Below are 19,009 nucleotides of genomic sequence, written 5' to 3'. Positions count from 1 at the left end.
CCGTCAGTAGCCCGTGGCTGCGCGCGGCGAGGCGGCGCCACTCAGCACCGCCAGAATGTCGTCGAGAAGACCGGACGCACCAAACCGGAACGTCGACGGCATGACCCAGTTCGGCCCCATGATGGTTTCGGCAAGCCGCAGATAGAGGTCTGCGTCGGAGACCGTGGCGATACCCCCTGCGGGCTTGAAGCCGACGCGCTTCCGGGACGCTCGTATGGTGCGCAGCATGATGTCCGCAGCCTCGAGCGTGGCGTTGACAGACACCTTGCCCGTGGAGGTCTTGATGAAATCGGCACCGGCCGCGATCGCCAGTTCGGACGCCCGGCTTATCAGGGCGCTGTCCTTCAGTTCGCCGGTCTCCAGGATGACCTTGAGGCAGGCCTGTGGGCAGGCACTGCGCACTGCCTCAACCATGTCGGTGACGGCGGCTTCGTCGCCATCAAGCAGACGTCGGTAGGGAATGACGAGATCGATCTCATCGGCACCATCGCTGATCGCCTGCCGCGTCTCCCCCACCACATCGGCAACCGGAAGGCCGCCAGACGGGAAATTCACCACTGTCGCAATGCGGACCGGATGGCCCTGCCCGAGGAGTGCCCTCGCCTGCGCCACGAATCGCGGCCAGATGCAGATCGCGGCCGCAGAGCCGTAAGGGGTTTGCGCCCGCCGGCACAGTGTCTCGATCGCAGCCGCATCGCAATCATCGCGAAGGTTGGTGAGGTCGAGCAGAGAAAGCGCGAAGCTGGCGGCTTCCCGCGGAGTGTTGATCTCCATGGCTGATACCTCCTCGTCAGGCTTCATCATCGGTGTTCAAACGATCGGACGCAACCCGCCGATTTTCGCAATCCCGTGCAAGGGTGACCAAAAACCGGCACCGGTCTGTGTCACAGTCCCTTGTCCGCCAGCATTTCCTCAAGGATGGCGGCTAGGCGGCGGCCGCCGACAGGGGCCATATCCTTCGTCTCCTCGTGGCTGAGTTCCTCTCCAGTCATGCCGGCACCGAAATTCGTGATCACCGAAGCGGCAGCAACGCGCAGACCGAAGAAGCGTGCCAGGATCACCTCCGGGACGGTGGACATACCGACGGCGTCTGCTCCCAAGGTCCGCGCCATCCGGATTTCCGCCGGCGTCTCGAAGCTCGGGCCGGAAAACCACATGTAGACGCCGGTGAACAAGGGGATGCCACAGCGTATCGCCGCGTTGCGCATGTCGGTTGCGAGTTCGGCATCATAGGCGTTGGTCATTCCCACGAACCGCCGGTCGCCCTCTTCCCCGATCAAAGGATTCATGCCCGAGTAGTTGATATGGTCGGTGATCTGCATCACCGAGCCGGGCGGCATGTCCTGACGGAGAGAACCCGCAGAGTTCGTCAGTACAATTGACTGGACGCCAAGCCCCTTCAGTACCTCGATGGGGAAGCGCATGGCGCGCGGGTCACCCTTCTCGTAGTAGTGGGCACGGCCCGACAGCATGATGACCGGCTCCCGGCCCAGATGGCCAGCGACGAGTTCGCCCGCATGACCTGTCACGCCACTGACAGGAAAACCCGGCAGGTCGCGATAGGGAATGCGAACCGGATCGGAGATGTTCTCGACCAGCGAGCCAAGGCCGGAGCCAAGCACGACGGCGCAACGCGGCATCAGCCCGTTCAACCGATCGACCAGAAGATCCGCGACATCCCTCATCCGATCACGTCCGTCTCAAAGGCATAGGGCAGGAGTTCAGCCATGGTCACGGTCTTCTGGACCCCCTGATCGTCGCAGAGATAAATCCGTGTATCCGCTGACGCGAACTCGGCAATCTTCTGCCGGCAGCCACCGCAGGGGGTACAGAGCGGCAGTTTCTCGGCGATCACTGCGATCTCCTCGATACGGCTGCCGCCGCCCATGATCATCGCACCGATCGCAGTCGGCTCGGCGCACCAGCCCTGAGGGAAGGAGATGTTCTCGATGTTGGCGCCTACATAGACACTGCCATCATCGGCACGGATCGCCGCCCCCACCGGAAATTTCGAATAGGGCGCATAGGCTCTCGCCATTGCTTCCCGGGCAGCCTCGAAGAGCTCGTGGGACATGCGTCAGCGTTCCTTCACATAGGGGACACCGCCCGCCTTCGGCGCATGGGCGACACCGATGAAGCCGGCAAGGAGTACAATGGTGAGGATGTAGGGCAGTGCCTGGAATATCTGGACGGGCACTTCGCCGATGCCCGGGACCGACTTGCCCTGCATGAAATTGGCGACTGCATCCAGGAAGCCGAAGAGCAGGCAGGCGAACATCACCGGCACCGGCTTCCACTTGGCAAAGATCAGTGCGGCGAGCGCGATATAGCCCTTGCCCGCCGACATGTTGTTGATGAAGGCGGCCGACTGGGCAATAGCAAGATAGGTGCCCGAGAAGCCGCAGAGGAAACCGGCCACGATGACGGCGCGGTACCGCATCCATGTCACCGAGATGCCGGCCGTATCCACAGCTCCGGGATTTTCGCCGACGGCACGGAGGCGCAGGCCGAACCGGGTGCGGAACAGGACCCACCAGGCAATGGGAACCGCCAGGAATGCCATATAGGCGAGGATGTTGTGGCCGGAGATGACATTGGCATAGAGGGGGCCGATGATCGGCACGTCGCGCACTGCATCGGCCCCGGGCAGGATGATTGGAGAAAATCGTCCTTCGCCCGGTACCTGCGGGGTACGTCCCCCCTGCCCGAACCATGCCTGGCCAAGCACCACCGTCAGTCCCATGGCTACAAAGTTCAGGGCCACGCCCGAGACAATCTGGTTGCCGCGATTGGTGATCGATGCAAAGCCGTGGACGAGGGAGAAGACGATCGACACCCCAATGCCGGCCAGCAGGCCAAGCCAGGCCGAGCCGGTGACATAGGCGGCACAGGCGGAAGCAAAGGCGGCCGCCAGCATCTTACCCTCGAGCCCGATGTCGAAGACCCCGGCACGTTCGGAAAACAGGCCGGCGAGCGCCGTGAATAGGAGCGGGATAGACAGTCGCACGGCGGAGCCGAGGATGCTGACGAGAATATCTAAGAACTCCATCCGTCCCTCCTCAAGCTCTGGCTATCTGTTGATAGACACGCACGATCGCCGGGCGCAGCATGTGTTCCAGCGCGCCGGCAAACAGGATCACGAGACCCTGGATGACGACGATCATATCGCGCGTGATGGTCGGCATCTCAAAGGAGAGATCGGCGCCACCCTGGTAGAGAATGCCGAACAGAATGGCAGCCAGGATAATTCCCACGGGATGGCTGCGCCCCATCAGCGAGACGGCGATCCCGACGAAACCCGCGCCTGCGACGAATTCCACCTGCAGCCGGGCTGCAGCGCCATTGACGGCATTCAACGCCATCATGCCGGCCAGGGCGCCCGAAATCAGCATGGCTATGATGACGGTCCGGACGTAGGGAACCCCGGCATAGATCGCTGCCGACGGGCTGATCCCGAGCGTGCGCATCTCATAGCCGAGCTTCGTGCGCCAGATCAGCAGCCAGACGAGGTAACACATCACCAGCGCGATCAGGAACGACACGTTGAAAGGCGCCGGCCCGAGCTTCAGACCGAAGAGTGCCATCAGCCAGTCGAGCTTGGGAAGCTGGCCGCCCTCCAGGAAAGTGCGCGTTTCGGGCGCCATCTTGCCTGGCACGATCAGCACATTGACCAGCAGGTAGACCATCAGCGCTGCGCCGATGAAGTTGAACATGATCGTGGTGATGACGATGTGGCTGCCCCGCTTTGCCTGCAACCACGCAGGAATGAAGGCCCAGGCGGCGCCGAAGATCGCAGCCCCGGCGACTGCGAAGGGCATTGTTACGTACCACGGCACGTAGTGATCGAGGGCAAGCGCAGCCAGCGCGGCACCAAGTCCACCGACATAGGCCTGACCTTCGGAACCGATGTTGAAGAGGCCGGCATGGAAGGCGACGGCAACCGACAACCCGGTAAAGATGAAGCTGGTGGCATAGAAGAGGGTGAAGCCGATGGCGTCGCCACGACCGAGCGAGCCCTGGATCAGAAACTTCAGAGCCTCCCAAGGGCTCTCACCGATCCACCAGACCACCAGCCCGGAGAAGAAGAAAGCCAGGAGAAGGTTGATCAGGGGGATCAGGCCATAGCTGATCCAGTTGGGAAGCGGCACGGATGCTGTCGTCATGTCGACCTCACGCCGCAATACCGGCCATCATCAGGCCGAGTGTCTGTTCTTCAGTCTCGCCAGTCTTTTCGCCAACGATGCGGCCGGCGAACATGACGAGGATGCGGTCCGAAAGCGAGCGGATCTCGTCCAGTTCGACGGATACGAGGAGGACGGCCTTGCCTGCGTCGCGCGTCTCGATGATCCGGCGGTGGATGAATTCTATCGCACCGACGTCAACGCCACGTGTGGGCTGACCGACGATGAGCAGCTTTGGGTCTCGCTCGATCTCGCGCGCCACCACGATCTTCTGCTGGTTGCCTCCGGAAAAATTCGCCGTCCTGAGGCGTGGATTGGGCGGGCGGATATCGTATTTCGCGATCTTGTCTTCGGCATCCTTGCGGATCCCGTCCAGATCGAGGAAGGCGCCGCGACCGTATTTTGGATCACGATGATAGCCGAGGATAGAGTTTTCGTATTCTTCGAACTTCAGGACGAGCCCCATGTGATGCCGGTCTTCCGGAATGTGCGCGAGGCCGAGATCGCGGCGCCGAGCCGCATCAAGTCCGGCCACCGGTTGGCCGTCCATAATGATTTCGCCTGAAAAGGGTTTGCGTATTCCGGCAATCGCCTCCAGCAGTTCCGACTGCCCGTTGCCGGCGACGCCGGCAATCCCGACGATCTCGCCGGCCCGGACATCGAACGAAACGTTGTCCACCATCGTCACGCCGCGGGCATCCTTGACCGTCAGGTTGCGCACCGACAGCAGGACAGGCCCTGGCCTCGCCTCACCCTTTTCCACATGCAGGAGGACATGGCGGCCCACCATGAGCTCGGCGAGTTCCTCCACGGTCGTCTCTGCCGTCTTGCGGGTCGCGACCATTTCGCCGCGGCGCATGACGGAGACCGAGTCTGTAATGGCCATGATCTCACGCAGCTTGTGGGTGATCAGGATGATCGTCTTTCCCTGCTCGCGCAGAACACGCAGAACGTTGAACAGGTGGTCGGCCTCTGCGGGCGTCAGTACACCAGTCGGTTCGTCGAGGATCAGGATATCCGCACCACGATAGAGCGCCTTGAGAATCTCCACGCGCTGCTGCGCCCCAACGGCAAGTTCCTCGATGATGCCGTCGGGATCGACCTCCAGCCCATACTCCTTCTCCAGGCGCTCAAGTTCGGCTCTCGCCTTGTCGGCAGACCGTCCCAGCAACTGGCCGCCTTCGACACCGAGCATCACGTTCTCCAGAACGGTGAAGTTCTCGACGAGCATGAAGTGCTGGTGAACCATGCCGATGCCGGCAGCAATAGCAGCCTGGCTGTCCCGGATCAGGATCGGTTTCCCGGAAATGCGGATCTCTCCGTGATCTGCCTGATAGAATCCGTAGAGGATCGACATCAATGTCGACTTGCCGGCGCCATTCTCGCCGATAATGCCGTGGATCGTCCCCTTGGCGATGTTGAGATTGATGTTCTTGTTTGCGTGAACGGGACCGAAGCTCTTGTCGATGCCCACAAGTTCGATCGCCGGTACGGCTGAAGGGTCCAGGCTCAAGCGTCCGCCTTTCAAATCGCGCATATGGCAAGGGCGCCTGCAGCACTGCTGCAGGCGCCCTTGGTTCGATTACTTGGGGCAGGAATTGTCAGACATGTAGTCGTGAACCTTGATGGTTCCCGCAATGATGTCGGCCTTGGCCTTCTCGACCGCCTCGGACATTTCCGGCGTGATCAGCGCCTTGTTGTTCTCGTCGACAGCGTAGGTGACTCCGTCCTCCTTGACGCCCAGTGCCTCAACGCCCGCGGTGAACTTGTCGTCCTGTGTGTCCTTAAAGGCGTTGTAGACCGCGAGGTCGACGCGTTTGACCATGGAGGTCAGCACCTTGCCGGGATGCAGGTGGTTCTGGTTGGAGTCGACGCCGATGCCGAGCTTGCCATTGTCGGCTGCGGTCTGAAGGACTCCGAGGCCGCTGGCGCCCGCTGCCGCGTAGACGACGTCTGCGCCCTGGTCGATCTGGTTCTTGGTGAGTTCGCCGGCACGCACCGGGTCGTTCCAGGCTGCACCCGTGGTGCCGACCATGTTCTGGAAGACCGTCGCGTCAGCCTTTGCCGCCTTGACGCCCTGGACATAGCCGCAGCCGAACTTGCGGATCAGCGGAATATCCATGCCGCCGACGAAGCCGACCTTGCCGGTTTGGGAAGCCATGCCGGCCAGGAGGCCTACGAGGTAGGAACCCTCCTCTTCCTTGTAGACGACCGAACGGACGTTCGGCAGGTCGACGACGGAATCCACGATCACGAACTTGGTGTCCGGGAACTCGGCTGCGACCTTTTCCATGGCCGAGGTCCAGGCGAAGGAGACGGCCACGACCGGGTTGAAGCCGCGGCTCGCAAAGTTGCGGATCGCCTGCTCGCCCTGCGTGTCGCTCGTAGGCTCGAAATCCCGATACTCGACCCCCGTCTCCTTCTTGAACTGTTCGGCGCCACCGAAGGCTGCCTCGTTGAAGGATTTGTCGAACTTACCGCCGGTGCCGTAGACGAGCGCCGGCTTGATCTCCGCTGCCAGCGCGGTCGCCGACATTGCTGCAACGGCCATGAGGGTCAAAAGGGTTTTCTTCATCGTTCAGCCCTGTTTCAGAATGTTGTTAGCGGGGTCCTCCCGCATGCCGATTGATGGCAATCTGCGGCAACCGGTCTTCCCCGCAACAGACTGGCTTTGAGCACTTTTGCATGGGTGATGGAAAAATTCACCCGATTTTTTTCATCTGGTAAAATTCCGACGCCGGCACCCGATGACGGGAAAAATGCCGCGCACGAAACGGGCGCGGCATCGTGAAGATATTCTGAAGGCCAGAGGTGATTACCCGACCGGGCAGCTCACGCCGGTGCCGCGCAGACCGCAATAACCGCCTGGGTTCTTGGCCAGATACTGCTGATGGTAATCCTCTGCGTAGTAGAAGATGTCGAGCGGCGCGATCTCCGTCGTGATGCGCCCCTTCTTTCCCGCCGAGTCGAGCGCTGCCTGGAAAGCCGCCATTGCCTCCCTCGCTTCGGCCGCCTGCGCCTCGTTCGTCGTGTAGATGGCAGAACGATAGGTGGTGCCTATGTCGTTGCCCTGCCGCATGCCCTGGGTGGGATCATGTTCCTCGAAGAACGTCTTCAGCAAGGCGCGATAGGATACGATCGCAGGGTCGAAAACGACCTTGACGATCTCCGCGTGGCCCGTGAGCCCCGTCGTCGTTTCATGATAGGTCGGGTTGGGCGTGATGCCCCCAGCGTAGCCGACGGCCGTCACATGCACGCCCGGGATCTTCCAGAAGAGCCGCTCCGCACCCCAGAAGCATCCCATGCCGAAATAGGCGATCTCCATGCTTTCGGGATACGGGTCATGCAGTGAATGGCCATTGACGAAGTGGTTGTCGGAGGTCGGAATGGGCTGGTCGCGGCCCGGCAGCGCCGTTTCCGGCGTCGGCATGGCAGTCTTCTTGTTGAACATGTCGATCACGAACATCATCGCCTCCTGGCGTAAGAGGGAGTGCCTGCCTGCGGGAACCGGGTGTTCGATCAGGCCGAGAAGCGGCCGGCAAATCGCGGGCGCCGGTAGCCGATCATCCAGAACAGCAAGGCAAGCACGAGGAAAACGGCAAAGGCGGGCTGCGACAGAACCGGCGCGATGGCCCACCGCCAGGCATCGGCATGGATATAGTGTGCGAAGGCGGCCTCCGCCATAGCGAGGCTGACGACGTCGAGGTTCTGCCAGTGATTTCCAAGCGACGTCACCACTACGGACGAGGAAGCCACCGACTGAATGGAATCGAGCGTCCCTGCGAATATCGCCGCGACGAGCGCCAACAGACTGAGAAGGCGGAAGAAGCTGCGTATCAACGGCTGTTTCCTGACGTCGCAAACGGAAAGGGCGAGGGCAAAGTATTTCGCCAAGCGATAACGCGGGCCGCCTTGCGGCGCAACAGGCACCGCTCAGAGCGCCTTCTGGCGCAGCCACGCAAATTCCGGTTGATCGACGCGAAATCCTCGTTATATATCGCGCCCGACCGCTGCTTCGCATCTGCGCAGGCAGCCCTTACTCCAAGGACAGGTGGCCGAGTGGTTGAAGGCGCACGCCTGGAACGCGTGTATACGGGAAACCGTATCGAGGGTTCGAATCCCTCTCTGTCCGCCATATTTCCTGAATTTATTTATGGAAAACAGAGACTTAGGATGATTGTAGCAAGATTTGCTACATTCTGTGCTACATTTTAATCCCGAAAGCAGTCGAAGGATTGCACGTACTGGCCCCAAAGTTCGGCTTGATTATCAACAAGTCGGAGCTGTCATCCGCTTGGATTGGTGTAACAGCGATAGCCCAAATCGCCTGCCCCTGTGAGGTGGTCCGGTTTCAGCCCTAGTGCATGATCGGCTTTCCGGCAATTGCCTGGGGCGTGAGGGGGCAGGTCAGAGCGGTGTCGCAGGCCAGATAACGGCCTGCGGTCCCGGTGGTTTGTGGAGGAGCGATGAGTGCGGTCGCTCGGTGTTATGGTAGCGCCGACAGGCTTCGATAAAACCTTGGCTGTTGGTTTCCACTGAGAGCTGACCCGGCGTTTCCACCAAGAATTCTCAATGGAAATATCTGGCTGCGCCGGGTCAGCTCTCAGTGGAAATCAACACTTGGCTTCGCCCCGGCTATAGAAGATCTCACCGTTGAGCAGTTCGTCGCGAAGCTTCGAGTTGAAGCTCTCGCAGTAGCCGTTCTCCCAAGAGCTTCCTGGTTCGATGAAAGCGGTCATCGCACCGACAGCGGCGAGCCACTCCCGCGCAGCCTTAGCGATGAACTCCGGGCCGTTGTCGGAACGAATATGACTCGGCACACCGCGCAGGATGAACAGGTCCGACAAGACGTCAATGACGTCGGTGGAGTTGAGCTTGCGATCGATCCGGATCGCGAGGCATTCCCGGGTGAACTCGTCGATGATGTTGAGCATGCGGCACTTGCTGCCGTTGTGGGTGCGGCCCTCGACGAAGTCATAGGACCAGACATGATTGGGGTGCTCCGGTCGAAGCCGGATGTAAAATCCGTCATTCAGCCAGAGATCCAGAGACGCCCTCTTTTCGATTGCTTCTGGGGAACCTTCAACCGCCCCCGCCGCCAAATGCGCTCGACGCGCTTCACATTCACCGTCCAATCTTCAGATCGCAACATCGCCCTGATCCGGCGATGGCCATAGCGGCTATACCGGGAAGCTAGCCGGATGATGTCGGCGGTCTAGCGTTTCCCATTGGGCCTGCCTGTAGCCTTCTTGCGCTGGTGCGTGACAAGCTAGCTAATCAGCCCAAGTGTTTGCCTTGGCTATGGCTACACTTGCTAGATTTTCTATGTTTTCTGCCACAACACCATCTGGCTGTCATATGCGTTGCGGCGTTTTACCTGCCCCATTAGCTTCCGCAGCCACTCTGTGTTTCGTTGCGTTGAGCCGTTGGCGTCAAAGAATCTTTCTCTTCCGTTGTACTCGAGCCAGCCAAACCCTTGGTCGAGATCCACGATCATTGTGGTGCCAGATTGCATGTGAAGGCTGAGACTGCGCTTATGTGGCAGTTGGCCGACCGACAGCTCCGCCTCAAATCCTTTGTTAGCTGCGTAGTTTCGCGCCAGATCAGCCAGCACGACGTCGGATATAATGTCGGAAGCTATATGTGTTCGAGAATAGCCGCTGCGGTCGGGCGCCGTTAGGATCGAGAGCGAAGGTGCGCCAGTGGAGTTAAGTGATGCTACTGTGTCGACCAGCAGTTTTAGGACGAGTGGCGATCGCGCGTATCTATCCTGGTAGTTTGCTCTGATCACCAGGTCCGCGGTTGCGACGCCACATTTAACCATCGCATCCCTTATCTTCCTGGCCATGGAAGCGCCAAAATCGGCAATGGGGCCCTCAAGGCCGGAGCCAAGTACAACAACGGCAGCTCCCGACCTAGGCTTGAGCTCCTGGAGCGATATCTCTCGGTATTTGGGAGAGAGAACGACGGGTGCATGAGCAATTGGCGCAGCATGCGTTGCTCCCCAACCAGGACCTGCCATCAGCACGGTCTCGTCTCGACTTGCCCACCCACGTCCTTTCGTCCCATCTGTGGCGTAAGCGAAAAGGTATCCGCCATTGTTGAATCGCTTCGGTTCACCTTCAGCCACATCAAGCCCGTTGCGGGTGCAGTAGTCGCGCAGGAATAGCACTTGAGCCGCGTCCAGGGACGATACGAAGTCGCTAGGAAGGATTAGGCTGACGCGCCGACCGTTGTCGGTCCACCTTTTGAACAGTGGCGTAAAAGCCCAGTCCGAAAGCTCCACAATGTCATTCACGCCAGTCCAGACATGGAGTTCGGAGCCTGCTCGATGGCTGAGCCAATCATCAATCTCGCTGAGAGGTCGGTCGGACACGTCGCTTTCCGCAGCGAAGGCGTCAGCGACGTCGATGACGTCTGGTAGGGACAGATGGGTGTCAAGGAAAGAGATTGCCTTGTGTCGATCTAGATCTTCTTCTCTTTCCGGAGCGTCAGACACCAGTACGCAAGATGAGCAGGCGTGTGCGCAGTCGCGTGGGCAGTCTAAGATTCGTCGCGCGCTACGTAGAATCGCGCGCATCTCGTTGGCAGCCTGAACGACATAGCCGGCACCGCCGGCTGCTCGGTCATGAAGAAAAATCGAGAGGGTCGATGTAGCCATGGCGTTCCTGGATGGTCCGATGCTGTAGCCCATTTCCTCTGGTTCGATTCCTAGGTGTCGCGCAGTGGCCTCGCGTATCGCAATTGCAATCGCATTGGCGGCCCCGATTTCTGGAGATCGAGCAGGCTGCAGCTCCAAAACGTCGGTGTAAATTTCGTACCCGAGATGTAACGAATGCTGGACAGCGAAGGTTTCGCTGTTGCCCTCGCACGGCTGTAGAAAGTTTTCGCGCGCGCGCAGAGGCTTGTGGTCTATGAGGCCCGTGCAGATTGTTTCGCCGGGTTTCATCGCTTCCATGCGACCGCATCGCAAGCAAAGACCGTACCCTTCGTTATTTTGTCCTCGTGTGTGATAGTAGACCGTTCCCCGACGATTCACTCTGAACCGACCTGTCGTAGGTTGGCTGAGGGCCTCCCAGCGGGACGCGCCGGCTGAGATCCGTGGTGCTTCGGCGCGAATGAAATCCACATTTTCGACTTCGGCATGCACTGGGGCGTGCCGGTCCCTTAAAAACCCGGCCGGCTTGAGGAAACTTTCAGCAACAATTGACGGGTCTGCGCATGTCCTGCATTCTTCAGGCCTTGAACCGGCGCCCGTCCAGTTGTCGCCGCAATGAGAGCACCTGGCGGCCCAACGGAGTGCTTGAACTTCGCGGACGCCGTCATCGCTCGAAGGGCGATGCCAATTCAGTGTGACGCCGCCGACGCGATAGACTTGCCCATCGACGACAGTCTCCGATCCTGGAGCATAGTCCCTGATCGCGATGTCGAGCGGTCTCTTCGGGCCCCCGTGGCGACGCCCTCTGCGGTCATCGTTGTTCAATTCGCCCTGCAAGTCATTTCGATCAAGCTCGAAGGCCACGACATGATTTGGGAATCCATGGCCTGGCAAGAAGCCACGGTCTGCAAGATCGGCCAGCAAGAATTCCTTGCAAAGCCTCTTGAGATGAGCCTCGATCGCGGCTGAAGCGCCTATGATATCGGCTCCCTGAAACTGACTTTGCAGCCCGCTCCACTCGGTTTCGAACTCAGTCTCCGCTGATTTGAGAGCTTCAGCACATTGGTCCAGAAGGTCATCACGGCCAGCCAATACCGATCCACGGACCAACCGCTGCAGTGCGACCTTATTCTCTTCTGCCGTCGTGGCCTTTGCGAGCCACCTCAGCATCAACTCAATCGGTCGGGCATCTTTCGCAGCGCGCACTGAGTTAGGCGCAGCGGGAAAGCCGAAGAAGTCACCTGTCTCCATGCTTAGGGGATTGCCGCTGTTCAGATTTAGAAAGCGACCAAAAAGTAACGCGTTGACATGGCGCTGCACGATCGGTCGGCTGTCTAGCGCCACGCGAGGGGCTGCTATAGACCTGCTCAAGAATGCAACAGGATCGCGGAACGCCTCGCGGTCTAGCGGGCGGTCCTTCGCAAAAGTGAACGCGAGCGACAGCGGTTGACCGCGTCGACCAGCGCGACCTACCCGCTGCTTATAGTTTGCGATCGATGGCGGCACGTTTGCCATCAACACCCCATTCACCGAGCCGATGTCTACCCCCATTTCCATGGTGGTGGAGCAATTGAGGAGGTTGATCCGGCCCGCCTTGAATTCGGACTCGTAATGCCGCAGGTGGCGTGAAGAGAGCTGCGCCGAATGCTCGGCAGACCGGCTGTATGGCGAGTACAGTGCGATACGATCATGCATGTCGGTCCAGAGACCGCTGTCTCTCAGAGCAGCAACATCGGTATCTTCCGACAGGAACAGGGTTCGGGTGGCGGTGTCGGCATCCGCCGGGGCGACCGGCATGGTAATCGGCTGCGGGCGATCCACCTTTGTCCGCGCATACGGTGAGAGACCGAAGGGCGCGACATCCACAATTCGCCTAGTGACCGGGCAGCGAAACGCGTTCCTCAACGGTCCGACCTCAAGCTTGTCGAAATCCAGTGCCTGCTCGCCGTTGGCGTTCTTAGGAAACAGGGTGTGCAGCTGATTCCACGCCTTCTGGAGCCAGTCATTAATTTCCGCACGATCGCTCGAGGAACCAACGTTCAGGCCGAGGCCGAGCCGGAGGAGTTCAACGACTTGAGGCTGCTTTCCCGCGGCGCTGGCTGCCGGCCAGCGAAGCTGCCGCCTACCCGGTTCCATACCAGGCGAGGCAAGCGTTTTCGGGAAGCCTTTACGCATGATCCACTGAAGCAGGTCCGAATTGACGGCTACCGCTAGGTTGCTTCGGATGGAAAAAGTTACCAAACACGTAAGCCAAGCCTTCCAATCCTCAAGGCTCCCACCACGTTGCAGGAAGCCGCTCGGCGCCTGGGCGTGCTTCTCGATCCCTGGAAAGACAAATCTCGCAAGACCCATCGTCTCCGGCGAGTTGGCCAGCTTCGGCCTTCGCATCATTTCTCGAAGAAGCAATGCTTCAGCAATCTGAGAAGGTGCCGAGGCCGCAGCTTTCTTGAAGAGGTCCGCACGAGATCCCCAGACGTCAGGAAGCCAGTCGCGGACTTCAGTGCGCTCAGCAAGCTGAGCCCGTAAGTCGCTCCAGGGGATGCTGCCGCCGCCCGACAGCTTCGCCAATTGCTCCTCGGCCTCGCGAACTACGTTCTTAAGTGGCCCGTCCTCCCAATCCGGATAGGACGCCACCTTCGCAATCCTGGCTTTGAGCTCTTCAGCCTTCCCGTTGTCCCCACTACCTGAAGCTTTGTGTTGAACCACCTGATAGATGAAGGAGCGCACGAAGGCTCGCTCGCTCTCCATCTGAAGCTTCGCCGCCATGCGTGCCGTCCCTTGGCGGCTATCCGTGAAGCTGATTAGCTGGCGACCGCCGGTGGGAAGATCCGGAGGGGTCTGAGGCAGGGAGGGCTGCACCAATCCTTCCGCCGGCGGCATCGCTTCGAGAAGCATGGGGGCGGCGTTGCTGATCGTGAACGGAGCTCCGAACCTGAAAGGATAGAGTTTGTCTCCGGATTTCGCCGTCGCGCCGCAGCCCGGGCAGGGGCCTTTACCTCCGCCAGGATGAGCGGATAGTCGGTATCGACGTTCACCGTCTCCATCCGCAGTCATGCCGGTCGCCGTGTCCACGAAGATTGGCATGAGACCGCGGCCCGACAGAGAAAAGCAGTGCGCGATGGTGGGCGTGTCTAAATCAAGCTTTTCATCGGCATTCACCTCGTCGTCATCCGACGCGGAACGATCGGCTTCGAACAAAAACTCGTCATTCGGAGGCAGGTTCCGAGGGGGGGCGAGCCGCTTACCCTTCTCGTCCGCAATCATAAATGCTTCACCGCATTCATTGCAGGAATAAAGTTCCGCGACCGGCATGTGGCACTTCGGGCACGCTTCGTCTCGTTCGAATAGAAGGCGTCCGGCAGCCCATTCTCCGCCTAGGCTATCGGGGCAAGCCGGGTTTGTGCAGCACCAGAGACCGGAGAACGCGCGATGAAAGCTGTGAACCCTAAGCGGCGCCAGCGTCTCGCCGGATCTGGACGTCGCTCGCGTCAGCGCCATTGCAAGAGTCTCGCCGTCGACGCCCATCGCTCTTCCAAGGCGGTCGAGCTGCTGTGTCTGTAAGGGCTGATCTTTCAATCCCGCCACCAGCGACCAGACAGGATCGTGAGACGAGAGCTTGTCGAAGAGATCGGCTGCAGGAAGGTCGATCATCGCGGAAGGACTGGGAGCTTGTCCGCCCTTTCCGCTCCGGGTCGGAAGAAGCCGGTCGCCAGAAATTACCTCGACAGTCGAAACTTCTGTGCCGGCTACATCTGCCAAGAACCGGCGTAGGTCTTCTTTGACCTTCGGGCCGTCGCCGATTGTTGCAGACGTTGCAACAAACCGAACGGTTTTTGGATCAACCTCGAATGCTTCGATCACCCGTCGCAAGAGAAGCGCCACTTCGGCGGCTGCAGACCCGACCAGGGTGTGGGCCTCGTCGAGAATGATCCACTTCAACTTGCCCTTCGACTGATCGATGATCGGCCGGTCCTGGGGACGAACGAGCATGTATTCGAGCATTGTGAGGTTAGTGACGAGCAGAGGAGGAGGAGACCAACGCAACGTCTTGCGATCTGGCACCTGTTGCGGGTTTGATGACAGCTTGTCGCGTTGAACTAGGCTCGTGTGTGTCTCCGGAAGGTTGCCATTGTAAAGGCAATAGCGAATTCTGCCGCCTGATGGCTTGGTCCAGGCGTCGAGTCGCTCTTGTTGACTGGCGATGAGCGCGTTTAACGGATAAAGCATTATTGCTTCAACGCCTTCTGAGCGCTCTTGGCGTCGGTAGAGGGAATCCAAAACAGGAACAAGAAAGCACTCGGTCTTCCCGGAACCGGTTCCGGCAGTGATCAACGCGCTTTTGATCTCGGAAGAATTTAGCGCTTGCCAAGCATGTAGCTGGTGTCGGTAAGGGCGCCGCTGCCGGGGGAATGAATAGCCGCGTCCGGAGTCGTCTCCCACCAGCGCGTCAACGGTCGCGCTTGCTAGGAGGTTGCCAGAAAGGTCTGCGAGCACTTCGTCCGCCGGAATAAACGGGAATGCCCCCTCTAGGATTGGAGGTGGGATTAGGGCGCCTCCGGTGTCCGCTTGTGACAAAGTCTGACGAAGCTGCGCGGTCAGTGCTGGATTTCGTACGCCCGACCGGGCGACGATGGCTTCAGCCATCCGCTGACGAAGGCGCGATAGGGTGTCGAATGGGCGGATTGTCATGATTGGAATCGCTGCAAACAATGAGGGAAGGCGGCACTGATGTAGTTGTGATCGATGTCTAGCGCGTTGCGCAGACCCGCTGCAACGGCGGGCGACCACTCGATGCGTCCACTCGCGACAGCCGCGAGCACGACGGGTGCGACGAGGGTCGCGTAGTGATGGTAGTTGAGGGTTGCAATATCCGCGGGAAGTCCAGCCTTTTCCGCCTCGTTGATCAGGGCGGTCGCAATGGGATCCGATTGATCTACTTGAAGGCGGACGTGCTCTTGAGCAAGTTGACGTAAGTCGCTTCTCAGTTCGCTGCTAAAGCCCAAGGCAGCACGTATTCCTGCAAACCACTGGGTACGTTCGACGAGAAAGTCAATCCGCTCCTTCATTAATGCACTAGCCTGTGACTGCGCGTCCTTCGCATCATAGAATTGCGCAAAGTCTTCCTTCGCACGCTCCCATTCTGCAAGTGCTGCGTCGCGCCAGGAGTTGACGTTCAGCGCCATCCAGAGGAATGGGAGGTCGCGCTCTAGCGCGACTATGCTTTCGACGCGCTCGCTGTTGGCGGCAAGGAGCAAGCGGCACAGTAAGTTCGGAAAGTGCGGGAGCTCCCGAGTGATGTCCAATGCGCGGGGACTAAGGCCTCGCAATGAATGGATCGTGCGCAAGATACGGGAAATTGTGGAGCCGGCGGCAGGGTTGTTCGCGGCGCCACTTAGTAAGGCGTGATAGGCGCGACGACGGAGTGCTTCATCCTGTATGACCGCAGCGCGCGCGATCGCGTCGAGAGCCTCTTCAGGAACAGCATCCTGCGCCCCGGAAATCACGGTCGGGCGCGTCGTAACTGCGTCGCCCTTCCTCCTGTAGAGGAGAAGCGGTCCAGGAACTTTGTCAAGCAGTCGAGGGATCAGTTGATCTTGGTCCCCGAGTACGTGTTCTTCGTCGGGGCATTGTAGTGATCTTACCACTGTGAGCTCGCCCTCGGCCAGCGGCCGCGCGAACTCAATTTGATCGTGAAGGATTGACGGTTGCTCTTGTGGCCGGCGAATGCTGCAGATTGTTCGGTGACTGTCATCAAGCAGGCAGACACTTGGGCCGCGTTCGGCCGATAGCCCCAGAAGGCTTTGCGCAAGGTCACCAAAGCGAACCATTGGTGTTTCGCCTTCAATCCTCCGGGATATCAGTGCACGATTGGCCCCCGCACCCCGCAGATCAAGATCGATGAGTACTGGTCGACTGGTAAGCAAAAGAGAGCCGCGAAGTTCGGCGAGCGACATTTGTGGTTGATCGGTACGGACCTTTCCCTCAGCGTCAAGCAACACGGTTTGTTTTGCCGTTAGACGCAGTCGTGCTTTGATGGTGGAGCCGTGCGGATCTGTAAGCTGTATTCGCTGGTACCCGTTCCTCGTCCCACTCCAAGGACAGAGCCATCCGTACTCGGTCCTGTCCGTGGTCGTCGTGACAGTGCCGTCACTAGCAAGGGCGTCAATCCGCCAACCCGGCAATTCGTGCCACTCGACCCGTGCCCCACCGCTGTCAATCTGACCGCGCAGCTCGAAATTTCTTGGCAACACGAGCAGACGACCGCGATCAATGATGAACCCTTCATCGTCTTGCCATTGGACCGTCACGACGCCAGACACTTCGTCTCGTGCAGCGATCGGTTGACCGGACTTCAAAACGCGAATGACACCGTTCGAGGTCGCACCACCGTCTGCGCTGAACTGGCGAAGGTTTAACGGAGCCTCAACCGCGACTAGCGAGGTGTCCTCGAAAACCAGATCTGGATGGAAGAGCTGATTGAGTTCCAAACGTCTATCGTCGGATGTATTGGCTGCCGATTCGATCCGGTAGCGCTCGCCGCCTGGCGTGACTACGAGCGCCATTCCCTCGATTCGCCAGAGCTGCCATGTGCTATCATTCCAGATCCGCGTAGCTTCTCCCCCCTCATGACCCGACACAGTCGAGCCCTTCGGCGTCAGCACGAATAGGCAAGGCAGAGTCGAGCGAAGGGAGCCGGTAGCGAGCAATTCTAGGCGATCCTCGCGATCGGTTGGCCGGAGGACGAGGCAGTTTGAAACGCGCTGCGAACCGCCAGGCCAGCAGACTGCCGGGATCGCCATCCCATCGCGGACCAGGTTTACGGCAATGGCTTCCGAGAAAGGCACTGGGCCAATCAGGTCAAGACGACCAATAGCTTGCGACGTGACTGTGAAGTTTCCGTTGCTTTCGGTTTCCGAGCGGTAAACGTGCGCGAACTCACGAGACATGAGCTGCCCCGCGCGTCCAGCAAAGTAGGCACGAAAGCGGCCCTCGGTGAAGTTTGCGAGCGCATCGAAGGCGAGTTCGCCATCCGCTTGTGCGACAAATCCTTGTTTCCAGGCGCCGGAGAGATCACGATAAAGATATCTTGCGAGCCCGATGCCGCCCCCTCGTGCGCGAGGGGCCACCGTAAGGAGGTTGTTGAAGAGGCGATTGCAGGCGGCAACATCCTCCGGGAGGTGAATTGGGAGACGCTCTCGCCAACCGGCATCATGGACATCGAGCCACCCTGCAGGATTCGTCTGGGTTTCGCCGGGAGGCAGTTTTTTCCGGCAAGCGTGTAGATGCCCGATTAGCTCTGCCGTAAGCTCATAGATGGTCTCGTCCCGGTAGCTTTCGGGGAGAAAGCCAGCGTTACTTTCCGCATAGTCCACTATTTCGTTGTAGGTGGGCAAGGAGCCGCGTGAAAGCGCATCCTCCATCACACCCAGAAAGTACCGTCGAACCCGATTACCCGTCTCGCCAACGATAAGTGAAGATGGCAGCCCGCCGTTCAAAGCAAGCGTCAACAAGAACTCGCGCCGCCTCCTCCTGAAGGAACGGCTGATCTTCGGCGATTGACCCCACCACGAGAGCCCAACATCTGCAACGTCGTTTCGCTCGTTGACGGTCAACGCATCAGGAACGACGCCAATATGCGACCAAACCCGCCATAGTGACTTGGCCTCCCGCCTGTACCATTCCGACGTCACAAGAGCGAAAACCGCACAAAGTGGGATGTTGCGCCGATCTAGCAAAGCCGACGACATCTCCAGGAGTTGACGGCCCCGGTCGAATTCGGCGCGCGAAATCCGATATTTGTAGATGGGCTGTCCATTGGGGCTGTCCAGCCCGTTTCGATTCAAGATATTGTCAAGTAGGCGCCGCGCAGCCGAAAGACGATCCGTGCGACAGTTTCTCATTACGTCTTCGTGGATGTCACTCACGCGAATCTCTGCCTCAACCCCACCGTGTGAGACACTAAATCCTCAAGAATCTTAATCAAAGGATTATGCGGGGATTATACGGCTTGATTTCTCGGTCGCTGCTTCCGAAAATCGGGACTCATAAGAGGCACGGGAGGAAAATGGCGCCCCACCCTTCAAAGAACATCTAAGAACAGCGCCAATCTTGGTCATTCCTAGGTAGTCTCAGCAGAAGGACAAATAGATACCAAAGGATTGTTCTCTCG

Annotated in this window: 11 protein-coding genes, 1 tRNA gene and 1 pseudogene; 1 reads left to right on the top strand and 12 read right to left on the bottom strand. The window is 59.4% G+C overall.

Annotation, left to right across the window (positions count from 1 at the left end):
* Window positions 1-3: 3 nt before the first annotated feature.
* The 9 genes from deoC to NT26_RS19770 all read right to left on the bottom strand — a co-directional run bounded on the left by deoC (window position 4) and on the right by NT26_RS19770 (window position 8,018).
* Window positions 4-774, bottom strand: coding sequence for a deoxyribose-phosphate aldolase (deoC, locus tag NT26_RS19810; RefSeq protein ID WP_052641349.1), 771 nt, complete (start codon window positions 772-774; stop codon window positions 4-6).
* A 110-nt stretch (window positions 775-884) separates the two neighbouring features.
* Window positions 885-1,685, bottom strand: a complete 801-nt coding sequence (locus tag NT26_RS19805) for a purine-nucleoside phosphorylase (protein ID WP_052641347.1) — start codon at window positions 1,683-1,685, stop codon at window positions 885-887.
* A complete protein-coding gene (locus NT26_RS19800; RefSeq protein ID WP_052641345.1) occupies window positions 1,682-2,074 on the bottom strand; it encodes a cytidine deaminase in 393 nt (130 codons plus the stop codon). Before NT26_RS19800 ends, NT26_RS19805 begins: the two co-directional genes overlap by 4 nt.
* 3 nt (window positions 2,075-2,077) lie before the next feature.
* Window positions 2,078-3,049 carry an ABC transporter permease gene (locus tag NT26_RS19795; protein WP_052641342.1) on the bottom strand — a complete coding sequence of 324 codons (972 nt, stop codon included), beginning with the start codon at window positions 3,047-3,049 and terminating at the stop codon, window positions 2,078-2,080.
* A 10-nt stretch (window positions 3,050-3,059) separates the two neighbouring features.
* On the bottom strand, window positions 3,060-4,163 hold the full coding sequence (locus NT26_RS19790; RefSeq protein ID WP_052642415.1) for an ABC transporter permease: 1,104 nt from the start codon (window positions 4,161-4,163) through the stop codon (window positions 3,060-3,062).
* 7 nt (window positions 4,164-4,170) lie between these two features.
* Window positions 4,171-5,718: an ABC transporter ATP-binding protein gene (locus NT26_RS19785; protein WP_052641340.1), complete on the bottom strand. Its 1,548-nt coding sequence runs from the start codon at window positions 5,716-5,718 to the stop codon at window positions 4,171-4,173.
* A 45-nt stretch (window positions 5,719-5,763) separates the two neighbouring features.
* On the bottom strand, window positions 5,764-6,756 hold the full coding sequence (locus NT26_RS19780; protein ID WP_052641338.1) for a BMP family lipoprotein: 993 nt from the start codon (window positions 6,754-6,756) through the stop codon (window positions 5,764-5,766).
* Between the two features lie 240 nt (window positions 6,757-6,996).
* Window positions 6,997-7,647: a peptide-methionine (S)-S-oxide reductase MsrA gene (gene msrA / locus NT26_RS19775; RefSeq protein WP_052641337.1), complete on the bottom strand. Its 651-nt coding sequence runs from the start codon at window positions 7,645-7,647 to the stop codon at window positions 6,997-6,999.
* A gap of 53 nt (window positions 7,648-7,700) precedes the next feature.
* Window positions 7,701-8,018, bottom strand: coding sequence for a hypothetical protein (locus NT26_RS19770; protein ID WP_052642414.1), 318 nt, complete (start codon window positions 8,016-8,018; stop codon window positions 7,701-7,703).
* 208 nt (window positions 8,019-8,226) lie between these two features.
* Between NT26_RS19770 and NT26_RS19765 the strand changes: the two genes are divergently transcribed.
* Window positions 8,227-8,316 (top strand) — tRNA-Ser (locus NT26_RS19765).
* Between the two features lie 222 nt (window positions 8,317-8,538).
* On the opposite strand, the pseudogene NT26_RS19760 reads toward NT26_RS19765, so the two are convergent.
* The 3 genes and pseudogenes from NT26_RS19760 to NT26_RS19750 form a co-directional block, all read right to left on the bottom strand.
* Window positions 8,539-9,396 (bottom strand): annotated as a pseudogene (locus tag NT26_RS19760) (IS3 family transposase); the annotation flags it as partial.
* Window positions 9,397-9,504: 108 nt separating this feature from the next.
* Window positions 9,505-15,528, bottom strand: a complete 6,024-nt coding sequence (locus NT26_RS19755; protein WP_052641335.1) for a DEAD/DEAH box helicase — start codon at window positions 15,526-15,528, stop codon at window positions 9,505-9,507.
* The gene (locus tag NT26_RS19750) at window positions 15,525-18,764 is read right to left on the bottom strand and encodes an STY4851/ECs_5259 family protein (RefSeq protein WP_152338541.1); all 3,240 of its coding nucleotides are present in this window, start codon (window positions 18,762-18,764) and stop codon (window positions 15,525-15,527) included. Before NT26_RS19750 ends, NT26_RS19755 begins: the two co-directional genes overlap by 4 nt.
* Window positions 18,765-19,009: the final 245 nt, after the last annotated feature.

The sequence above is a fragment of the Pseudorhizobium banfieldiae genome (assembly GCF_000967425.1).
Taxonomy (GTDB): domain Bacteria; phylum Pseudomonadota; class Alphaproteobacteria; order Rhizobiales; family Rhizobiaceae; genus Neorhizobium; species Neorhizobium banfieldiae.
Note: the sequence above shows the minus strand (reverse complement) of the source record. Positions and strands in the feature narration are given on the sequence as shown.